This window comes from Synechococcus sp. Minos11, assembly GCF_014279855.1.
Lineage (GTDB): Bacteria > Cyanobacteriota > Cyanobacteriia > PCC-6307 > Cyanobiaceae > RCC307.
Genome location: NZ_CP047953.1, coordinates 1,961,991 through 1,980,315, shown reverse-complemented (window position 1 = coordinate 1,980,315; position 18,325 = coordinate 1,961,991). Strand labels below are relative to the sequence as shown.

The window sequence follows — 18,325 nt, the reverse complement described above, 5'->3', positions numbered from 1 at the left end:
TGAAGGGTAAACTCGCCGCGCTTCCACCTCCCACGCACTATGGCCAAGCGCTCCTTGTCGGCACTGAACAGTGATGCCCTGCGCGGCAAGCGTGTGTTGGTGCGCGTGGATTTCAACGTTCCCCTCAACGATGCCGGCGCCATCACTGATGACACCCGCATCCGTGCAGCCCTGCCCACCATCAAAGATCTGACCGGTAAGGGCGCCAAGGTGATCCTCTCGGCCCACTTCGGCCGTCCCAAGGGCCAAGTCAACGAAGACATGCGCCTCACCCCAGTGGCTGCGCGCTTGAGCGAATTGCTCGGCGCCCCTGTCGCCAAGACCGATAGCTGCATCGGAAGCGATGCTGAGGCCAAGGTGGCCGCCATGGCCGACGGCGATGTGGTCTTGCTGGAGAACGTGCGCTTCTTCGCAGAAGAAGAGAAGAACGAATCTGGCTTCGCCGAAAAGCTGGCTGCCCTGGCTGAGGTCTATGTGAACGACGCCTTCGGCGCTGCTCACCGTGCCCATGCCTCCACCGAAGGCGTGACCAAGTACCTGAGCCCGAGCGTGGCTGGCTACCTGATGGAGAAGGAGCTGCAGTATCTGCAAGGCGCCGTTGACGATCCCAAGCGCCCCCTGGCCGCCATCGTTGGTGGCTCCAAAGTCAGCAGCAAGATCGGCGTGCTGGAAGCCCTGATCGACAAGTGCGACAAGGTGCTGATCGGTGGCGGCATGATCTTCACCTTCTACAAAGCCCGCGGCCTCTCGGTGGGCAAGAGCTTGGTGGAAGAAGACAAGCTCGAGCTCGCCAAGGAGCTGGAGGCCAAGGCCAAGGCCAAGGGCGTTCAGCTGCTGCTGCCCACCGATGTGGTGCTGGCTGACAACTTCGCTCCCGATGCCAACAGCCAAGTGGCTTCCATCGATGCCATCCCTGAGGGCTGGATGGGTCTGGACATTGGTCCTGACTCCATCAAGGTCTTCCAGGACGCCCTGGGTGATTGCAAGACCGTGATCTGGAACGGCCCCATGGGCGTGTTCGAGTTCGACAAATTTGCCGCTGGCACCAACGCCATAGCCACCACCCTGGCTGAGCTGAGCGCCAAGGGCTGCTGCACCATCATTGGTGGCGGCGACTCGGTGGCTGCCGTTGAGAAGGCTGGCCTGGCCGCCCAGATGTCCCACATCTCCACCGGCGGTGGCGCCAGCCTTGAGCTGCTCGAAGGCAAGGTGCTGCCTGGTGTGGCTGCCCTCGACGAAGCCGCCTGAGGTCAGACCCGGTGGTCACCGATCGCGAGCGAGATCTCTCCCGTCAGTTCTGGGACAAGCGCCATGGGCGTCGGTCTGGTTCTGGTGGGACCCGCCGCCGTCAGGGGTTGCCCTGGTGGGTGATCACCATCGCCGTGGTGCTGCTGTTGTGGCTGCTATTTGGCCGTTGAACCAAAAGCTCCTCTGCCAGTTCAGGGGTGTTCTCTGGGAGCTCCAATAGGGCTCGAATCCAGTGGCGCATCTGCTGCGGCAAGCGCCCTTGCTGGTAGCGCTCCAGCGCCTCCATCAGCACAGGACTGTTGACCCAAGTTGGGGCCACGGCACGGACTGCAGCACGATGGCCGCATCGTCGCGATTCGGCCTGGAGCCGGCAAGCCATGGCTGCAAACATTCCGGTTTGCTTCATCGGTCTTGGGGCTCTGGGCCAACCCATGGCCGCCAATCTCCTGGCTGCCAGTGTTCCCCTCACCGTGCACAACCGCAGCCCTGAGCGGCAGCAGCCGTTGCAAGCCGCCGGAGCCCACGTGGCGGCCAGCCCAGCTGAGGCGGCGGCCTCAGCCCAGATCCATGCGCTCTGCCTCACCGATGCAGCGGCTGTGGAGGCTGTTTTGCAGGGGCCGTCTGGGCTCCTAGCGGGGGCTGAGCCCGGTGGCTTGATTGTTGATTTCTCCACCATTGATCCGGCCAGCACGCAGCGGCTGGCGGCTGAGGCCGCCCAGTGCGGCTTGAGCTGGTTGGATGCCCCGGTGACCGGCGGCACCGAAGGCGCACGCCTCGGCACGCTGTCGGTGTTGGTGGGCGGTGAGGCCAGCGATCTGGAGCGGGCTCGCCCTGTTTTGGAGGTGGTGGGCGGCACGATCACCCACCTGGGGCCGTTGGGTTCAGGCCAGCGGGCCAAGGCTGTGAACCAAGTGCTGGTGGCCGGTAGCTATGCGGCGGTGGCTGAAGCGCTGGCGTTGGGTCAGCGGTTGGGCTTGCCGATGAGCGACTTGGTGGCGGCCCTGCAGGAGGGGGCGGCAGGCTCTTGGGCCTTGCGCCATCGCGCCCCATCAATGCTCGAGCAGCAGTTCCCGCTTGGTTTCAAGCTTGAGCTGCACCGCAAGGATCTCGGGATCGCCCTGGCGGCAGCGGAGGGTTGTGGGCTTCAGCTGCCGATCACCGAGCAGGTGGCAGCAATGGAAGACCGCTTGATGCAGCAAGGCCACGGCCAGGAAGATGTTTCAGCGTTGCTGCGCTGGTTCAAAGACGATTCACCACCCGCACCGTGCGGCTGATGCTGACCGTGCCTTCGGGGTGCAGCAGCAGGGCTGCCCAGGCTTGGCGCCCGGGTTGGTACGGGGCCTGGATTGTTTTAAAAATGCCGCCGGCATTGAGGGCGCCCAGTTCAATCTCAGGGCTCTCCTCCTGCAGCAGATCCGCTTCGGTGAGCTCGGTTAAGCCGCCCGCCAAGGTTGCGTCCTTGAGCGGATCATCCATGAGCACGTCGAGGTCGTAGCGCTGCCCGGTTAGCACCGTGTCGGGGGCCATCACACTCACCGCTAGATCGCGCTCACCGCTGCGAACGATGGATTCTTCCGCCAGCACCTCCTGGCTGCCGAGGGTGAGCCCGTTACTACGCACCGCCAGGGTTTGGCTGGCCTGCAGGCGGAAGTCGCGGCCGTCTTGGCTGCCGTTGCCCACCACGCTCACGTTCAGGGTGTTGCGCCCATCGGCGAGGTCTTGGCCCGCGGCCAAGGTCCATTGGCTATCAGGAAACTGACGGCGCAGTTGGCTGTAGCGGGTTTCCAACTCGCTGCCGCCGATTTCATCGCTGCTGGCTACCAAGTCCGCCAGGGCACTCGTATCACCGTTATTCAGTGCGCTCTCCAGTTGGTCCACCAGCGCTCCGCTCAACTGGGCATGGGCCGCTGGGATTTGGCAGGACAAAACACCCCCGAGCAGCAGGGAGAGCCAGGGTGTTGCAGTCACGGCACGCCGTCGCATGGATCCTTAAGTTAGGCGCCCCGTCTTGTGCGTCCATGCCTCGGCTTCTGATTGCAGCCAGCGGCACTGGCGGCCATCTGTTTCCGGCCTTGGCGGTTGCTGACCGCATGCCAGAAACCTGGAGTGTGCGCTGGTTGGGGGTTCCCGATCGCCTCGAACGCCAACTGGTTCCCAGCCGTTACCCCCTATTCACTGTGCGGGCTGGCGGTTTGCAGGGCCGAGGCCTGCGCAAGCTCAAGCAACTGATTCAGTTGCTTTGGAGTGCTTGGCCTGTGACGCGCCTGATTCGCAAGCAGGAGTGCGCGGTGGTCTTCACCACGGGCGGCTACATCGCGGCCCCGGCGATCTTGGCGGCGCGCCTCTGCCGCCGGCCGGTGGTGCTGCATGAATCCAATGCGATCCCCGGCCAAGTGACCCGCCTGTTTGGCCGCTTTTGCAGCCGTGTGGCCCTCGGTTTACCGCAGGCGGCGGATTACCTGAGCGGTTGCCGTCCGGAAGTCACCGGTACTCCGGTGCGGGAGGACTTTCTTAAGCCAGCTGCCTGCCCAGATTGGGTGCCTGCTGGGGATGGCCCCCTGCTGCTGGTGATTGGCGGGAGTCAAGGCGCGGTTGGTTTGAACCGGATGGTGCGTGCGGCAGCCCCTGCATTGCTCGCCATGGGGTGCCGCATCGTGCATCTCAGCGGCCACGTCGATCCGGATCAGGGACAGCTCGAGCACCCGGCCTACAGCGAGCGTCCGTTTAGTGAGGAGATCCCGGCGTTGCTGCAGCACGCGGATCTAGCGATTTCACGGGCTGGTGCGGGCAGCCTCAGCGAGTTGGCCGTCTGCGGAACCCCAGCGGTGTTGGTGCCTTTCCCTCAGGCCGCCGATGACCACCAGAGCGCCAATGCCGCTGCTGCGGCTGCCGTTGGAGCCGCTGTGATCGTGGCGCAGCATGGTCCAAATGAGCCTGGGTTGCGGCGCATGCTTTGGAACCTGCTGGGCCCCCGCTTGCGGGGCTGTGATCCAGCGGCAGATCCGCTGCGCTTGCTCCGCCAAGGCATGGAGCGGTTGGCGGTTCGTGATGCCGATCGCTTGCTCTCCCAGCTGCTGCAAGATCTCGCTGCTGAGGCTTAGCCGTGGCTGCGCGGGCCCACGTTGCTGCTGATGTCACGCCGACTGGGCTCCTCGGAGGGATCCAAGCTGCTGATGGCGCCGATGCCCGCCAGGGTGGGCAGGGGTTCGCCGGTTTCCAGGGCGACGGCGATGGCGCTCAGCTCTTGCGGTTGGCGTAAGCCAATCGACTGCCCACGGCTCTCGCCATTGGCATCAAAGAGCTGCAGATGGGGAATGCCATTGACGTTCCAGCGCTGCACTTGGGGCTGCCAGCTGGGGTTGTCGACATTCAGCAAAACCAGATCGACCTGGGGATGGTCTTTGACCATTTGCTCCATGCCGGGAGCCATGGTTCGGCACGACTCACACCAGTCCGCATAGAACTCGACCACCGAGGGCTTGCCGTTGCTCAGGGCTTGCTCCAAAGGCAGTGAGCGCCGGGCCATCTGATCGAGCAGGTCGCCCTCGGAGCGACCGCCCTCGAGCCAAACCACAGCCACCACAACGATGGCCAGCAGCAGTAGCACCAGCTGAGGGAGCCTCTTCCCAGGGAATTCGGGGCCGGCTGGGGTGCTGCTCATGGCTGCGGCGCTGATGGGGCGTTGCCATGCTGGCAGCGATGCTCCCCTGTGTGCCGTGAAGCGTCGCTTGACGCTGCAATTCCCTCGGGAAGCCGTGCATCAGCCGATCACCTATCGGTTGGCTGTCGACTACGACGTGGCTTCGCGCATCATCCGCGCCCAGGTGGCTCCCAATCAACGCGGCACGTTGGTGGTGGAGCTCTCCGGCGACATTGATGAGCTCGATGCCGCCCAGGAGTGGTTGATGAGCCTTGGGTTGTCGATCAGCTCAGCGGCTGGAGAGATCGCCATCGACCCGGAGCGCTGCGTCGATTGCGGTATTTGCTCCAGTGTTTGTCCCAGTGGCGCCTTGAGCTGCAGCACACCAGACTGGCGACTGCAGTTTGATCAGCGCCGCTGCGTCGTCTGCGAGCAGTGCATTGCTGTCTGCCCGCTGGATGCCATCAGCCTGAAGCTCTGATGTCCTTCTTCCTTCGTTGGCTGACGTTGCCCGCCCGGGCCCCGATGCTGATCCTGCTCGCCTTGATCAGTGTCTATTTGGGAGCCCACTGGGGCCTGCTGCAGGAAGACATCCGCTCCAGCGTGGCCGATCAGTCCTTGGTGGATGAGGCCTACTGGGTGCTTTCGCTCTCTCAGGTGGTGATCGTGGTCTCGTTTTGCACCTTGCCGGAACTGGTGCTGCGCCAGATCTCTCTGTTCATGGCTGCCAGCAAAGCACTCACCTTGGTGGTGACCCTGCTGGTGGTGGTGGTCGGGGGGATGTACCTGCTCTACATGCCTGGTTTTGCTGATCTCTTGGTGCTCACAGCAGCGCTACTGCTGGCACGCCTTGATCTGGTGAGGTTGCGCGTTTGGCCGCCGGCCTGGCTCGGCCTGATTGGTTTTAACGCTTACATCCTGTTGTTCATGACCTACGGCCACTCCATTCACAACCAGTTGGGCGGCATGGAATGGTTTCAGTGGTTGGTCAACCTGTCTCCGAGCAAGGCATAGGTCCAGCGGTTGCCCAGCACTTTTTTCACGTAGATCCGGGTCTCGGGATAGGGGATGGCTTCCACCCAGAGTTCAGGGATGGCATCGAGATCGTCGTTGCGCCAGCTGCCGGCAGCACCGGGTCCCGCGTTGTAGCTGGCTGTTGCCAGAAAGGGATTGCCGTCTGCAGCGTTCAGCATCTCTTTGAGATAGCGGGCACCCAAGGGGGCATTGCGCTCCGGTTGCAGTAAGTCGTCTTCGCTTGGGGCTGGATCGTCCAGCTCAGCAGCGGTGCTGGGCAGCAGCTGCAGCAGGCCGATGGCTCCAGCGCTGGAGCGCACCGTGGGCGTCAGCCGCGACTCTTGCCGGGCCAAGCCCAAGAGCAGATCAGGGTCGAGTTGCTCGTTGCCCGCGGCCTCGTCCAGGAGTTGTTCAAAGTTGCGCGGATGGCGGTGTTGCTCCAGTAGCACCTGTTGGCTCAAGCCCTCAGCGGCACCAAGCAGCTGGGCCCGGTCCAGTTGCTCTAACGCGATCCAGCGATCGCCAACCCCCAGACGCAGGACGCCTTCTTGCCAAAGCTCTCTGGGCGATTCCGCTGGTCGGCCGCCCCGTTGCATGCGCCACTGCTCCCAGGCCTCAACGGGAATCCCGAGCGCGAGCAATTGATCCAAGTCCTTGGGCAGCAAGCCTTCCGCCGGAGGGCTTTCAAGCGGCAGCGCATCAGGGGCCTGCTGCAGCCGTTCACTGGCGCGCCAGCCGTAGTAGCCAAAGGGGTGCTCGCGTAACAGCTGCTGCCAGATTTGCCGCGCCTGCTCGGCGTCGCCCAGCTCCCAGGCGCTGAGGCCAAGCCAGAAGCGCACCCGTGCCAGCAGGGGAGGCGTTAGGGGTTGCTCCAGTTGTTGCTGCAGCGCCTCTTGGGCGCCATTCCAATCGCGCTCCAACAGGAGGGAACGGCTCTGCTCCCAGGCCTGTTGTTCAGGGCTCAAGGGCGCCTCAGCGGCCAGCCCAAGCCATTGCAGGGTCTTGGGCGCTGTGGGCCTCAGATCGCCAAGGCAGTTCAGGGCCGCATCGAGATCCCCCTGTTGGGCCAGGGCCGTGGCCACTTGCTCGCGCTGTTGATCGCCGAGATCACGAAGGCAGGCGCGCTGAAGGGCTGCATCGGCTCCTGGCCAGCGCGCTCCCCAAGCAGCCAGATGCAACCCGGCGCGGGGATCTTGCGTTTGGCGGTCCCAGTCCACTGCAGCGGCCAGGGCCGCGGGGTGGGCCGCAAAGCGCTGCAGCAGTTCCTGGTGCTGCTCATCTCCTGGCTGGCCCAGGTAGTAAAGGGCGTCGGCGCTGGGTGCTGCAGCTGGGAAGCGTTGCAACAGCTCTGTCCAGCGGCGATCGGATCGCTCCTGTTGGCCGAGCGCCCGCGCCGCTAGAGCTTGTTGTTTGAGCACCACGGGGCTCAGTGGGTTGTCGCTCCACCCTTGAGCGTGCAGCAACCATTGCTGCCTGGCGGCGCTGACATCGCCCTGGTTCGCCAGGATCAGCCGCGCGAGGCGTCGCCGGCTTGGGTCGGGATCAAAGCGAGCGGTTCGCCGCAGCAGGGTGGGTGAGCTGTGGCGGTCGAGTTCAGGTCGGATTTGTTGCAGGCCCTGCTGCAAGGCACTGCTTATGACCACGGTGCCGGCCGCGGCGATGCTGATCAGCAGCACTCCTCCACCCCGCAGCTGCATCAACCTCCGTTGTCCTTTGCCGGCATCGTATGGAGGTCACAATGGCGCGGCTGCAGCCCGGCGGGAACCATGGTCAAGCGATGGGAGCGCTTTCGTTCTGCTCTGGCCCAGATGCCTCCCTGGCAGCTGCAACGCCGGCGCGCTGCCGTGGCTGTGGGCCTGGGATTGTTGAGTTGGCTGTTGCGGCCTTGGCCCCCGATGGTCTGGCTGCCCGGCTGGGTGGTGGGTGGCCTGCTGCTGTGGGGTGCCATTGAGTTGTGGTTGTTGGCGTGGCGGCCCCAGCGCTGGCGCTAGGCAGACGGCTGTTTATGAGTCTCCTGCGTCCAGGTAGGCCTGGAAAACCCGTTTAATCTCTGCCCGAACGAAGTTTTTGGCATGGCCGATCTGGCGTCCCATCCGGTGGGCCAACCCCTTGGAGGAGGTGGAGTCAGCTTTGGTACCGATGGCATTCGCGGTCGCGTGGGCACCGTGATGACTCCAGCTCTGGCCTTGCAGGTGGGCTATTGGAGTGGTCAGGTGCTGCCTGGCGATGCCCCAGTGCTGTTGGGGATGGATTCCCGCAGCAGTGGGCCCATGCTCGTGGCGGCCCTCGAGGCCGGCCTAACTGCTGCAGGCCGTGAAGTGTGGACCCTCGGCTTGTGTCCCACTCCGGCGGTGGCCCGGCTGGTGAATCAGTTCCAGGCGGCTGGAGGCTTGATGGTCTCAGCCAGCCACAACCCTCCGGAAGACAACGGCATCAAGTTGTTTGGTCCTTCAGGGGCCAAGCTCAGCCGCGATCAGCAGCAGGCGATCGAAGCCGGCTTGCGCGGTGAGGTGCGGCCAGCGCTCACCAGCTGTGGTCCCACCCAGCGGCGCACCGAGCTCTTGGAGAGCTACACCGCCTTGCTGGAAAACAGTCTGGAAGGCCGGCGCCTCGATGGCCGCCGGATTGTGCTCGATCTCTGCTGGGGATCAGCCACCTCCTGCGCGGAGTCCCTGTTCCGGCGTCTTGGTGCTGAGGTGATTGCCCTGCACAGCCAGCCTGATGGCGCGGCCATCAATGTGGGTTGCGGCAGCACCCACCTCGAGCCCCTGCGCCAGGCCGTGATGGAGCACGGCGCTGAGATGGGCTTTGCCTTTGATGGAGATGCCGACCGCGTGCTGGCTGTTGATGGTCAGGGCCGCTTGGTGGATGGCGATCACATCCTTTACCTCTGGGGCTCGGCCCTGGCCGATGCCGATGCCCTGCCGCAACAACGGCTTGTGGCCACGGTGATGAGCAACCTTGGTTTTGAGCGGGCCTGGACGGCACGCGGTGGTCAGCTGGAGCGCACAGCGGTGGGTGATCAACACGTGCATGCCGCCATGGCAGAACTCGGTGCGGTGCTGGGCGGCGAGCAATCTGGCCACATCATCAGCGCCGATCACGGCATGAGTGGCGATGGCGTCTTGACCGCTCTGCAGCTCGCAGCCCTGTTGCAACCCGGCGAGACGCTGTCAGATCGGGTGGATCAAAGCTTTCGCTCGTTCCCGCAGCGGTTGCGCAATGTGCGTGTGCCGGATCGCGACCGCCGCAAGGGTTGGCAGCAATGCGATGGGCTCACCACGGCCATCGCTGCAGCTGAGGCCGCCATGGGCGATGAAGGCCGGGTGTTGGTGCGAGCCTCCGGCACCGAGCCGTTGTTGCGGGTGATGGTGGAAGCCTCCAGTCAGGAGCAGGTCGACCACTGGACCGATCACCTCTCTGAGCTCGCTGATCAGCTGCTCAACGTCTGAGCCAGGCGCAAGGCCCCATCACAAGCATCGCCTTGGGGCTGCACATGATGCAGCCCGGGTAGATGTTCCATTAGCGAACGATCCATGGCGTGCCGCAGCAGGTTCAAATGGCTGATGGCGCCCCCTGAGCAGCACAGGGCCGGGGCCTCCAGTTCGAGTGCTTCGGCAACGCCGATCACCATGGCGGCCAGTTCGTCCCCGGCGTTTTGCAGCACGCTTTGGGCATGGGCATCGCCGGCCAAGGCCTGCTGATGCACCACCGGTGCCAAGCGAGCAAAGCCCGCAGCACCAAAGTCTGGATCCACCACCAGGGCCTTAAGCTCATGGGCCTGCTGCACGCCAAGGGCTTGCCACAGGGCTGCTTTCAAACCCGTTACCGGCAGTCGTCCGTCGGCCATGCGCAGGCTGATCGCCAAGCCATCACGGCCGATGTCCATGGCGCTGCCCACCCCATCCACCAGCCACCCCCAGCCAGCGCAGCGATGCTGCCGGCCCTGCTCGTTTTGGCCCAGAGCAATGGCTCCGGTGCCGCTGATCAGGCTGATGCCCGCTTGCCCGGGGGCAAAAGCGCCTGCCAGGGCTGTGCGTTCATCCCCGGTCACCAACACCGCATCCAGCCCCAATGCTTGGCGGGCTAAGTCGGTGCCCAGGCGTTGGGTGGGGCTGTCCTGCTCGATGCCGCTCGCCCCTATCGCCGCTGCGGCCAAGGGTTCCAGGGCTGCTCCCCCCTGCCGCCTGGCAGCCTCCAGGCTGCTCTGCAGCGCCCGCCTAAAGCGCTCCGGTCCTTGCTTACTGCCCAGGTGGCTGACGCCGCTGCCTTCGCCTTCGGCGATCACGCGGCCATCGCGCTGGCTGAGGCGGCAACGGGTATGGGTCTGGCCGGCATCAAAGCCAGCGAGCAGGCCACCGCTGGGGCTGGGCAGTGTCATCGCAGTTGGCGAGCCGCCCCAAGGGTGGCGAGGGCAAACCAGCCCGTGATCTGCACTTCTGGGCGGAAAAAGATGGTGTCCACCACACCGTGGCCGGCTAAGCCGATCACGGCCGCGGCAGCTCCAAGGGCCGGCAAGCTCAAGGCCAGGTCCCGCTGCAGCTGCTGCAGCCCAAGCCGCAGGGAGCTCAGCAACAGTCCTGTGGCCGCCAGAAGTCCAGGGATGCCGGTTTCCACAGCGAGCTCGAGGGGAACCGAGTAGGCGCTCAAGGCGGTGTAGCCCGGTTGTTGATAGAGCGGATAAATCAGGTTGAAGGCACTGTTGCCCGGGCCAATGCCAATCCAGGGCCGCGCCTGAATCATCTCCAGCGCGGCTAACCAAACGTTGATGCGGAAGTTGTTGGAGCTATCGCCGCGACCGGCCAACATGCTGGTGAGGCGAATGCGCAGCGGCTCCACCTTGATGGCCGCTAGCACCAGCGCCACCACCACAGCGGTGATCACCAGCGGTGGCAGCAGCTTTCCCCACAAAGGGCCGAGCCGGCGGGATTGCCGCAGCAACAGCAAGAGCCCCAGGCTGCCCAGGGCGAGCAACAAGCCAATCCAGCCGCCTCGGCTGTAGCTCAGTAGGGCGGCCGCTAGGCCGCAGCCCAGGCTGCCCAGGGCCAACAGCTTCGGCCAAACCCCTTGCCAGCGCAGCAGGCCGATCACCGCTAGCGGCAGGATCGGCACCAGATAACCAGCCAGCAAGTTGGGATTGCCCAGGGTGCTGTAGATGCGCCGCGTGCCATCGGCAACGGAGTTGGGATCAGCCCAGAGGGCGAGATCTTCGATGGGGGCATAGAGCTGCCGCAACCCGATCACGGCGGTGATCAATTGCCCGAGCAACAGGGCGGCCAATAGCCGGTTCCACCATTGCGGCGCCCCTTCCAGCAGCCGTCGCATCAGGGCATACACCCCGAGGTAGCTCAACAGCTTCAGCAGTCCTTTGGCCGCGGCGGCTGGAACAGGCGACAGGCCCGTGGCCAGCACGGCGATAGCGACATACAGCAGTAACCAGCCATTGATGGCCCCAAGGGGGCGTTGCACTGGCGGTGTGGCGAGTCCCCACACCAGCCACAGCAACCCGCAGGCGGCAATCAGCAAGCCAAGGCCGGTGCGGGTTGCCATCGGCAGCACCAGCAACAGGGCGCAGAGCATGCCGCCTGCCAGTTGGGGCAGCAGCTTGCGCAGGCGACTCGTTGCCTCGCTGGCCAGCAGTCCCTGCCAGCACAGCAGCCAAGGGGCGGCTGGAGAGGGACTCATGGCGTCGCAGCGTCAGCGGCGCACGGATTATGGGCTTGAACGGCTGCTGTGGTTCGAGCAAAGAGCCGTCTGTAAACCGGCAGGCCCTGTTTCAGCACATACAGCTCGCGTTCAGTGGGATGCTGCAAGGGGTTGTCGCTGAGCCATTGGCCCCCATCGGCGGGTTCAAACCAGGGACCGCTGGTTGTGGCCTCCAGCATCTGGTTGATCACATCGGGCACATCGCTCTGCAAAAAGAGCTGAGCCCCTGGTGCCATCGCTGCAGCCACCCAGCTGATGAGCTCGGGCTGCACCATGCGCCGTTTTTGATGCCGCTTTTTAAACCAGGGGTCGGGGTACTGAATGGTGACCAGCTCCAATCGCCCAATGGGCAGCTGCTCCAACCAATGACGCAGGCTGATGTTGGCGTTGCAGAACAGAAAGTGCAGGTTGGTGAGCTCCAGTTGCAGGCGCTCGGCTTCCGCTTGCTTCACCAAGGGATGGCGGATCTCCAGGCCCAGGTGATTGCGCTGCGGGGTCTGGCTCGCCATCTGAAGCAGGAATTTGCCGCGGGCGCAGCCGATGTCGAGGTGGAGCGGTTGCTCTGGTCTGGCGAAGAGCTCAGCTAAGCCGGGTAATGGACGCTCCTGCTGGAAGAAGCTGCTGAGTGGATTGACGTGCTGCCGCAAGGACCTCAGGACTGGGTTGGAACCACAAGGGCCCAGCATGCGGTGTAGCCGTGCAGCTGGGTGCTGCCGTCCACTGGGCCGATTTCACCATTGCAGAACAAGCCGCTGATGGGCAGCTCTGGGAAGTGCTTGCGGCAGAGGCCTGTATCCACGTGGGCTTCGCCATAGAGCCCTTGTCCTCGCCCTAGGCAGGCAAACAGCAGAGCTGCGACCGGTGGCTGCTGGCAGCTCTGTTGAGAGGCGGCCAGTAAGCCATCGAGTTCCTGCCGGGAGGTGGCGCCATCGCGGAGTTGGAATTGCAAGCGCTGCCCCACCTGGAGGCTGTCGGCCACGGCCATGGCGCCATGGCGCGGGTCCACCCCCATCACATTGCGCACCAAAAAGGGGTTGCTGCTGCGATCTTGTTGAAGTGAAAAGCTATTGCGGGCCAAGCCAACAAACAGGGAGTGCCGCAGCAACTCCTTGTCGGGGTCAGGCAGGGTTTCGATCACCTGCTGCAGCGCCGTTACCGGATTGGCGAGCTCATCTCCTTGGCGCAGCTCCAGCACCACATTGCGCTTGGCTTGCTCAACCTCAAAGATCGGCCCAATGGGGCGGCACCCCTGGGCGACCACTGGCGCCAGCGTCCAGGCCCCGGAGATCACGCAGCCCACGGCGCTGTGGTGCACCTGATCAGCCAACAGCAGCGAGCCGTGGTTCGCGCTGTGGTTCCCCGCGATTCCGCCGAGCTTGGCCATGGCCGGATAGGCGTAATCCAACCCACTGATCAGATCGTTGATGCCGCTGATGCTGGGGTCCAGCCACAGCAACATCGCCCCACCGGCGGCCGGGTCGGCCCCCACGGCCTGCTGCCATGGCAACGCCGGGCCATCGAGATCGGGTAGTTGGTTGGCATCGAGCGCAAAGCTGTTGATCTGCGCGCCCGGCAGTTTCAGCAGCGTGACGCTGAGGCCGCAGCCTTGCTCCAATTCCAAGGGCTGGTTGGCGGAATTGGTTCCCACCACGCCGCCGCCGCAGGCACCCAACCAGTGGTCTGCTTGCAGCTTTTGCTGCAGCAGGGGCAGCAGGCGGGGCAGATCACTGGCAAAGCTGCTGCTGCAAAAGACCAGCGCTAAGTCCGCCTGGCCCATGGACTTGAGGCTGCCAGCCACCTCGTCGATGGCTTGCTCCAGGGAGGGTTGAGAGGAGAGGGCCGTGCGGGCGAGCGCATCGGGGCCACCGCTCTTGAACCAGGGCAGCATGACCATGGCGGTGCTGATTGGACGCTACAGCTGCGGCGCGGATAATGAGGCACCTTTTCGCCCTGGAATGCCACTCCCCTTGCTGCGCAGCCTGATCTGGCTGGATTACCGGCTCGCAGTGCTTTTTGCCGTGGCTCTGCCCCTGGTGTTGCTGTTCTGGGCGCTTTCAAGGCGTGAGCAAGCCTTGGTGCGGCTGCTCACCCTGTATTGGCAGGTGGCCAGCTTGCTGGGGATCACGGTGCTGCTGATGGTGGATGCCCGTCCGGTGGCCTACATCACCTCGGCCTTGGCCAATCTGTTCATCCTCATTGCCCTTTGGTTCTGGTCGGATCTCAATGAGGAGCTGGCCGATTTGCCCCCCTACCGCCCCTTGCCCCTGACGGTGCGCTGCTGGCGCTGGGCGATGACTGTGCTGTGCGTTGTGGGCCTGGTGCTCACGGCCCCAGCCCTGGGCTGCGCAGGTGCTGGTGTGGCTGGTGAGGTGTGCCAGCTGTGGCTGGAAGCGCCGCAGCAATTCCACGACCGTTTGGCGGTGGTGCTGAGCTTTCTCTTTGGTGGCAGCTGGACGGCCACCATCTCCGCTTTCCTCGGCTATCTGGGGTTGGCGGCCTATGGCGTTGGCCTGATCCAATTCCTGGTGGTGCGTTTGCCCAAGCAAGGTCGTTTAGCCGGGGGCTTCTGAGGTGCTCCCTGAGCTGGAGAGCATCAGCCGTGATCGCCCGGATCGCGCCTTGCGGCTGCAAGGGCAGATGGGGGATGGCGAAGCGTTGGAAGTGGTGATTTTTCGCGGTTTCAGCAGCAGCCTCACCCACCCCACCGCCTTTGATCCGGATCAGCCGTTGCTGCCTAGCGAAGCGAAGATTGAATCCGCCGTGCTGCTGCAAGCACCCCTCAATCCCGCCGCGGAGCAGGTGTTGGCCGGCCCGCGCCCAGCCCAAGATTTCCTCGATCCAGGCCTCTGGGGCTAATGCCTTAGGCCCCGATCGCCGCGACGCAACGCCCGCAGATCTCCGGATGCGCAGCGTTGCTGCCGATGTCGGTTTCGTAGTGCCAGCAGCGGGCGCACTTCTCGCCAGCGGCTTTGGAGATGCGCAGCGTCACCCCTTCTTCTGTGATCTCAGCCAAGGGGCTTTCTGGTGGCTGACCGCCCAACTGCAGTTGGCTAATCAGCAGCCAATCAGCCAGGTTGTCCACCTCTGGATGGGGGCTGGCCTGCAGTTGCTCCAGAGCGCGTTGCAGGGCGTCTGCCAAGGGGCCAGAACCCAGCTCCAGTTGCACAGCAGCCTCCAGAGATGCCCCGAGGTCGCCATTGCTGCGGCAGCTCTCCAATTGCCTGTTCAGCAAGGCCCGCAATTGCACAGCGGCATCGATGGCCTCGCTTTCGGCGCTGCTGAGGCCACTCCAGCTCGCATCGGCCTGGGGCCAGCCCCGCAGGAACACCGAGGCTTCCTCAACGGAATAGGGCAGGTGTTGCCAAATGTCTTCAGCCATGTGGCTGAGCACCGGCGCGATCATGCCGGCCAAGCGCTCGAGCACCAGGGCCATCACGGTTTGGCAGCTGCGGCGGCGGAAGGAGTCAGCGGCACTGACGTAGAGACGATCCTTGGCAATGTCGAGGTAGACATTGGAGAGATCCACCACGCAGAAGTTCTGCAGGGTTTGGAAGAAGCGATAGAACTCGTAGCGCTCAAAATCGCCGCTGACCTCCTCGAGAATCTTGGCGGTGCGTTGCAGCATCCAGCGATCCAGCAGCGGTAAGTCAGCCAGCGGAACCGCGTCACGGCTGGGATCAAAGTCATGGAGATTGCCCAGCAGGTAGCGGGCCGTGTTGCGCACCTTGCGGTAGACGTCGGCCAGCTGTTTGACGATGCCGGGGCCTAGGGGCACATCGGCTGAGTAATCGACTGAACTCACCCAGAGGCGCAGCACATCAGCGCCGTAGGGGGGCTCTTGCTTTTGGTTCTTCCCCCCTTCAACGATGACGGCCGGATCCACCACGTTGCCGAGGGATTTGCTCATCTTCCGGCCCTTCTCATCGAGGGTGAAGCCGTGGGTGAGCACCCGCTTGTAAGGCGCCTTGCCATTGACGGCCACGGAGGTGAGCAGGCTGCTTTGGAACCAGCCCCGGTGTTGGTCGGAGCCTTCGAGGTAGAGGTCAGCTGGATAGTTCAGCGAGGTGTCGGCCTCAGCCTCTAGGCCGCCGAGAACCCCAGCCCAGGAGGAGCCGGAGTCAAACCACACGTCCATCGTGTCGGTGCCTTTGCGCCATTGGTCGGCCTCATCCCGATAGGCCGTTGGCAAGAGATCCGCCTCGTCGCGCTCCCACCAAATGTCGGCACCGTGCTCGGCGATCAAGGCCTGGATGTGCTGCAGGGTGTCGGCGTTGAGCAGAACCTCGCCACTGGTGCGGTGATAAAAGACCGGGATGGGGACGCCCCAGGTGCGCTGGCGGCTGATGCACCAGTCGCCCCGATCTCGCACCATCCCTTCAATGCGATTGCGGCCACTGGCTGGTAGCCATTCCACTGAGTCGATGGCGCTGAGCGCGCTCTCGCGGAAGCCCTCCACCGAGGCAAACCACTGCTCCGTGGCGCGGAAGATCGTTGGTTTTTTGGTGCGCCAGTCGTAGGGGTAGCGGTGTTCGTAGCGCTCTTCAGCCAGCAGCGCCTTGGCCTCCTGGAGAGCCGAGATGATCGCGGTGTTGGCGTCTTTGAGCACGTTGAGTCCGGCGAAGGGGCCGGCTTCCTCGGTGAGCCACCCCCCCTCATCAACGGGACAGAGCACCGGCAAGTCGTATTTGCGGCCGGTGTTGAAGTCATCGACGCCATGGCCAGGAGCTGTGTGCACCAGGCCGGTCCCGGCTTCGGTGGTGATGTAATCGCCGCCAATCACCACCGGGTTGCTGCGCTCGAGCAGTGGATGGCGATAGGTCAGGCCCTCTAGCGCTTCGCCTTTGACCTGCTGCAGCGGTTCGAGCTTGAGCTCCAGCTGCTGGCTGAGGCTCTCAACTAAGTCGCTAGCGACGATCAGCTGACCACCGCTGCTGCTTTGGCAAATGCTGTAGTCGAGCCGGCCATTAACGGCAACCGCCAAATTGGCTGGCAGGGTCCACGGGGTGGTGGTCCAGATGGCAACCGCCAAGCCTTCGCAGCTCACCCCCGCCTCTGCCAAGGCCGAGCTGAGCTGCTCCACCGGAAAGGCCACAAACACGCTGGGCGAGGTGTGCCCATCGGGGTATTCCAATTCGGCTTCAGCCAGCGCTGTGCGGGAGCTCGGGCTCCAGTGCACCGGCTTGAGCCCCCGGTAGATGTGACCGGCCAACACCATGCGGCCGAAGACATCGATTTGGGCCGCCTCGTAGCGCTTCTGCAGCGTCAGATAGGGGGTATCCCATTCCCCCCAAATGCCCCAGCGGCGAAAGCCTTGGCGTTGGCCTTCCACCTGCTGCTCGGCGTAGGCATGGGCTTTGCGGCGCAGCTCGAGGGGCTTGAGTTCGCGCCGCTCCTCAGCCTTGAGGCTCTGCAGCACCTTGAGTTCAATCGGTAGGCCGTGGCAGTCCCAGCCAGGGATGTAGCGGGCTTTCTTGCCCTGCATCAACTGAACTTTGTTGATGATGTCTTTGAGGGTTTTGTTCAGGGCATGGCCCACGTGCAGGGCCCCATTGGCATAGGGAGGCCCGTCGTGGAGGGTGAAAACCGGCCCTGGGTTCTCCCGGCTGAGGCGGTTGTACAGATTCAGTTCAGCCCAGAACCCCTGCAACTCCGGTTCCCGTTGGCGCGAGTTGGCGCGCATCGAGAAATCCGTTTTGAGCAGATTGAGGGTGTCTTTGTAAGAGGTCTCGCTCGCGCTCACCAGGGTTCGACGTCTGCTGGCGATTATCCGTGGCGGCCGTCCGCGAGGAGGGCGTCGACCTCATCAAGCGACTGAATCACAGCGGCCACCGGTTGCTCAACCTGGGGCGCTGGATCCAGTACTTCGGCCTCCACGGTGGGCAGCTCGTCGCTGCTGGGGTCTTCGTCTGAGCTGGCAGCGAGGGCTTCGGGCTCGATGTCTGCCTCTGCCTCTGCTTCCGTTTCAGCCTCGACTGTTGTGGTGGCTTCAACCTCCACCGCGAGCTCGGCGGCTGGTTCGGGAACAGGCTCGGTCTCCAGCTCTGCTTCGGGTTCTGGCTCAGCTTCAGGCTCGGGAACGACTTCGGCACTGGGCTCTGTGGCCGTTGGCTCAGCTTCGGTGGGTGTGGTTTCGCCAGTGGCATCGGCACGCACCCAGCGTTTGTTGACTTCGGGTTTCTTGAGCCGCTCTTGTAACCAGCTCGCCACGATCCCGCCAGCGGCGAGGAGCTTGGCCGCGGCACCACGCAGCTGCTCCAATTGCTGCTTCCAATAGCTCGTTTCGCTGAAGCGCTGCTGCTGGGCCGGCTCAAGAGCCCCCCAGCGCTGCTGCCCCACTTCTGATCCCAGACGGCCGATTAACAAGCCGCCACAGAGCACACCCAGCATCGGAGCGCCGGTGAGCCTGTCGGATGCCGTCACCAGCACCAGGCCCAGAAGCAACACCACAGCAGCCCAAAAGCTGTCGCGTGGCCTGGCCAGCTCGCTCGCCACCAGGGGCAGCAGCATCAGCAGCAGCCCGGCGACAAGGGCGAGGGATCCGATCAGAACGGCCAGCACAGACCCTGTCATGACTGGCCACATTCAAGCGCTGCCTACAGTTGTCGTCTGCCCACCTGGCGGAATTGGTAGACGCGCTGGTTTTAGGTACCAGTGGCCTCGGTCGTGGGGGTTCAAGTCCCCCGGTGGGCACTTCCGCAATCAATTGGAACTGGGTCT

General features: G+C 64.0%; 19 protein-coding genes and 1 tRNA gene. 10 read left to right on the top strand and 10 right to left on the bottom strand.

The features are described from left to right. Window positions 1-39: 39 nt before the first annotated feature. A complete protein-coding gene (locus tag SynMINOS11_RS11210; RefSeq protein WP_011936642.1) occupies window positions 40-1,248 on the top strand; it encodes a phosphoglycerate kinase in 1,209 nt (402 codons plus the stop codon). A 100-nt stretch (window positions 1,249-1,348) separates the two neighbouring features. On the opposite strand, the gene SynMINOS11_RS11205 is transcribed toward SynMINOS11_RS11210, so the two are convergent. Next, a complete protein-coding gene (locus SynMINOS11_RS11205) occupies window positions 1,349-1,567 on the bottom strand; it encodes a hypothetical protein (RefSeq protein WP_186550905.1) in 219 nt (72 codons plus the stop codon). 58 nt (window positions 1,568-1,625) lie between these two features. On the opposite strand from SynMINOS11_RS11205, the gene SynMINOS11_RS11200 reads away from it, so the two are divergent. Beyond that, window positions 1,626-2,522 carry an NAD(P)-dependent oxidoreductase gene (locus SynMINOS11_RS11200; RefSeq protein WP_186548561.1) on the top strand — a complete coding sequence of 299 codons (897 nt, stop codon included), beginning with the start codon at window positions 1,626-1,628 and terminating at the stop codon, window positions 2,520-2,522. Here SynMINOS11_RS11200 and SynMINOS11_RS11195 read toward each other — a convergent pair. Continuing rightward, window positions 2,488-3,216, bottom strand: coding sequence for a hypothetical protein (locus SynMINOS11_RS11195; protein WP_186548559.1), 729 nt, complete (start codon window positions 3,214-3,216; stop codon window positions 2,488-2,490). The two genes, SynMINOS11_RS11200 and SynMINOS11_RS11195, sit on opposite strands and share 35 nt — an antisense overlap. A 50-nt stretch (window positions 3,217-3,266) precedes the next feature. On the opposite strand from SynMINOS11_RS11195, the gene SynMINOS11_RS11190 reads away from it, so the two are divergent. After that, entirely contained in the window at window positions 3,267-4,349 is a 1,083-nt protein-coding gene (locus SynMINOS11_RS11190; protein WP_011936638.1) for a UDP-N-acetylglucosamine--N-acetylmuramyl-(pentapeptide) pyrophosphoryl-undecaprenol N-acetylglucosamine transferase, read from the top strand. Here the strand turns inward: SynMINOS11_RS11190 and SynMINOS11_RS11185 are convergent. Further along, window positions 4,346-4,909, bottom strand: coding sequence for a thioredoxin domain-containing protein (locus SynMINOS11_RS11185; protein ID WP_011936637.1), 564 nt, complete (start codon window positions 4,907-4,909; stop codon window positions 4,346-4,348). The two genes, SynMINOS11_RS11190 and SynMINOS11_RS11185, sit on opposite strands and share 4 nt — an antisense overlap. Window positions 4,910-4,964: 55 nt before the next feature. On the opposite strand from SynMINOS11_RS11185, the gene SynMINOS11_RS11180 reads away from it, so the two are divergent. Together SynMINOS11_RS11180 and SynMINOS11_RS11175 are read left to right on the top strand one after the other, a co-directional pair. Next, window positions 4,965-5,369: a 4Fe-4S binding protein gene (locus SynMINOS11_RS11180; RefSeq protein WP_043738372.1), complete on the top strand. Its 405-nt coding sequence runs from the start codon at window positions 4,965-4,967 to the stop codon at window positions 5,367-5,369. Continuing rightward, entirely contained in the window at window positions 5,369-5,902 is a 534-nt protein-coding gene (locus tag SynMINOS11_RS11175; protein ID WP_011936635.1) for a hypothetical protein, read from the top strand. The genes SynMINOS11_RS11180 and SynMINOS11_RS11175 overlap by 1 nt, the downstream gene beginning before the upstream one ends. Here SynMINOS11_RS11175 and SynMINOS11_RS11170 read toward each other — a convergent pair. After that, window positions 5,866-7,599 (bottom strand): transglycosylase SLT domain-containing protein, encoded by a 1,734-nt coding sequence (locus SynMINOS11_RS11170; protein ID WP_186548557.1) that lies wholly within the window; start codon window positions 7,597-7,599, stop codon window positions 5,866-5,868. The genes SynMINOS11_RS11175 and SynMINOS11_RS11170 overlap by 37 nt on opposite strands. Window positions 7,600-7,710: 111 nt before the next feature. Between SynMINOS11_RS11170 and SynMINOS11_RS11165 the strand changes: the two genes are divergently transcribed. Both SynMINOS11_RS11165 and glmM read left to right on the top strand, forming a co-directional pair. Further along, complete coding sequence (locus tag SynMINOS11_RS11165; RefSeq protein ID WP_186548555.1) at window positions 7,711-7,893, top strand: hypothetical protein; 183 nt, start codon at window positions 7,711-7,713, stop codon at window positions 7,891-7,893. Between the two features lie 81 nt (window positions 7,894-7,974). Then, window positions 7,975-9,354, top strand: coding sequence for a phosphoglucosamine mutase (gene glmM / locus SynMINOS11_RS11160; RefSeq protein WP_011936632.1), 1,380 nt, complete (start codon window positions 7,975-7,977; stop codon window positions 9,352-9,354). On the opposite strand, the gene SynMINOS11_RS11155 is transcribed toward glmM, so the two are convergent. The 4 genes from SynMINOS11_RS11155 to SynMINOS11_RS11140 are packed head-to-tail and all read right to left on the bottom strand — an operon-like array spanning window position 9,336 to window position 13,502. Beyond that, window positions 9,336-10,283 (bottom strand): BadF/BadG/BcrA/BcrD ATPase family protein, encoded by a 948-nt coding sequence (locus tag SynMINOS11_RS11155; protein WP_186548553.1) that lies wholly within the window; start codon window positions 10,281-10,283, stop codon window positions 9,336-9,338. The two genes, glmM and SynMINOS11_RS11155, sit on opposite strands and share 19 nt — an antisense overlap. Beyond that, the gene (locus SynMINOS11_RS11150; protein ID WP_186548551.1) at window positions 10,280-11,587 is read right to left on the bottom strand and encodes an IctB family putative bicarbonate transporter; all 1,308 of its coding nucleotides are present in this window, start codon (window positions 11,585-11,587) and stop codon (window positions 10,280-10,282) included. Before SynMINOS11_RS11150 ends, SynMINOS11_RS11155 begins: the two co-directional genes overlap by 4 nt. Beyond that, window positions 11,584-12,255 (bottom strand): tRNA (guanosine(46)-N7)-methyltransferase TrmB, encoded by a 672-nt coding sequence (gene trmB / locus SynMINOS11_RS11145; protein ID WP_255445405.1) that lies wholly within the window; start codon window positions 12,253-12,255, stop codon window positions 11,584-11,586. The genes SynMINOS11_RS11150 and trmB overlap by 4 nt, the downstream gene beginning before the upstream one ends. Window positions 12,256-12,260: 5 nt before the next feature. After that, the gene (locus tag SynMINOS11_RS11140) at window positions 12,261-13,502 is read right to left on the bottom strand and encodes an FIST signal transduction protein (protein ID WP_186548547.1); all 1,242 of its coding nucleotides are present in this window, start codon (window positions 13,500-13,502) and stop codon (window positions 12,261-12,263) included. 61 nt (window positions 13,503-13,563) lie between these two features. Between SynMINOS11_RS11140 and SynMINOS11_RS11135 the strand changes: the two genes are divergently transcribed. Next, on the top strand, window positions 13,564-14,178 hold the full coding sequence (locus SynMINOS11_RS11135) for a DUF3177 family protein (RefSeq protein WP_186548545.1): 615 nt from the start codon (window positions 13,564-13,566) through the stop codon (window positions 14,176-14,178). Window position 14,179: 1 nt separating this feature from the next. Continuing rightward, window positions 14,180-14,464, top strand: coding sequence for a DUF7734 family protein (locus tag SynMINOS11_RS11130; RefSeq protein WP_186548543.1), 285 nt, complete (start codon window positions 14,180-14,182; stop codon window positions 14,462-14,464). Between the two features lie 4 nt (window positions 14,465-14,468). Here SynMINOS11_RS11130 and ileS read toward each other — a convergent pair whose 3' ends face one another. Together ileS and SynMINOS11_RS11120 are read right to left on the bottom strand one after the other, a co-directional pair. Continuing rightward, the gene (gene ileS / locus SynMINOS11_RS11125; protein WP_186548542.1) at window positions 14,469-17,348 is read right to left on the bottom strand and encodes an isoleucine--tRNA ligase; all 2,880 of its coding nucleotides are present in this window, start codon (window positions 17,346-17,348) and stop codon (window positions 14,469-14,471) included. 23 nt (window positions 17,349-17,371) lie between these two features. After that, window positions 17,372-18,178 carry a Ycf66 family protein gene (locus SynMINOS11_RS11120; RefSeq protein ID WP_255445404.1) on the bottom strand — a complete coding sequence of 269 codons (807 nt, stop codon included), beginning with the start codon at window positions 18,176-18,178 and terminating at the stop codon, window positions 17,372-17,374. A 38-nt stretch (window positions 18,179-18,216) separates the two neighbouring features. Between SynMINOS11_RS11120 and SynMINOS11_RS11115 the strand changes: the two genes are divergently transcribed. Beyond that, a tRNA-Leu gene (locus tag SynMINOS11_RS11115) sits at window positions 18,217-18,298 on the top strand. The last annotated feature ends 27 nt before the right edge of the window (window positions 18,299-18,325 follow it).

What these genes read in the sequence shown, in the direction of transcription:
- SynMINOS11_RS11210 (WP_011936642.1), top strand. Translation starts at nt 40, where the DNA reads ATGGCCAAGCGCTCCTTGTCGGCACTGAACAGTGATGCCCTGCGCGGC.
- SynMINOS11_RS11200 (WP_186548561.1), top strand. Translation starts at nt 1,626, where the DNA reads ATGGCTGCAAACATTCCGGTTTGCTTCATCGGTCTTGGGGCTCTGGGC.
- SynMINOS11_RS11190 (WP_011936638.1), top strand. Translation starts at nt 3,267, where the DNA reads ATGCCTCGGCTTCTGATTGCAGCCAGCGGCACTGGCGGCCATCTGTTT.
- SynMINOS11_RS11185 (WP_011936637.1), bottom strand. Translation starts at nt 4,909, where the DNA reads ATGAGCAGCACCCCAGCCGGCCCCGAATTCCCTGGGAAGAGGCTCCCT.
- SynMINOS11_RS11175 (WP_011936635.1), top strand. Translation starts at nt 5,369, where the DNA reads ATGTCCTTCTTCCTTCGTTGGCTGACGTTGCCCGCCCGGGCCCCGATG.
- SynMINOS11_RS11170 (WP_186548557.1), bottom strand. Translation starts at nt 7,599, where the DNA reads ATGCAGCTGCGGGGTGGAGGAGTGCTGCTGATCAGCATCGCCGCGGCC.
- SynMINOS11_RS11165 (WP_186548555.1), top strand. Translation starts at nt 7,711, where the DNA reads ATGCCTCCCTGGCAGCTGCAACGCCGGCGCGCTGCCGTGGCTGTGGGC.
- glmM (WP_011936632.1), top strand. Translation starts at nt 7,975, where the DNA reads ATGGCCGATCTGGCGTCCCATCCGGTGGGCCAACCCCTTGGAGGAGGT.
- SynMINOS11_RS11155 (WP_186548553.1), bottom strand. Translation starts at nt 10,283, where the DNA reads ATGACACTGCCCAGCCCCAGCGGTGGCCTGCTCGCTGGCTTTGATGCC.
- SynMINOS11_RS11150 (WP_186548551.1), bottom strand. Translation starts at nt 11,587, where the DNA reads ATGAGTCCCTCTCCAGCCGCCCCTTGGCTGCTGTGCTGGCAGGGACTG.
- SynMINOS11_RS11140 (WP_186548547.1), bottom strand. Translation starts at nt 13,502, where the DNA reads ATGGTCATGCTGCCCTGGTTCAAGAGCGGTGGCCCCGATGCGCTCGCC.
- SynMINOS11_RS11135 (WP_186548545.1), top strand. Translation starts at nt 13,564, where the DNA reads ATGCCACTCCCCTTGCTGCGCAGCCTGATCTGGCTGGATTACCGGCTC.
- SynMINOS11_RS11120 (WP_255445404.1), bottom strand. Translation starts at nt 18,178, where the DNA reads ATGACAGGGTCTGTGCTGGCCGTTCTGATCGGATCCCTCGCCCTTGTC.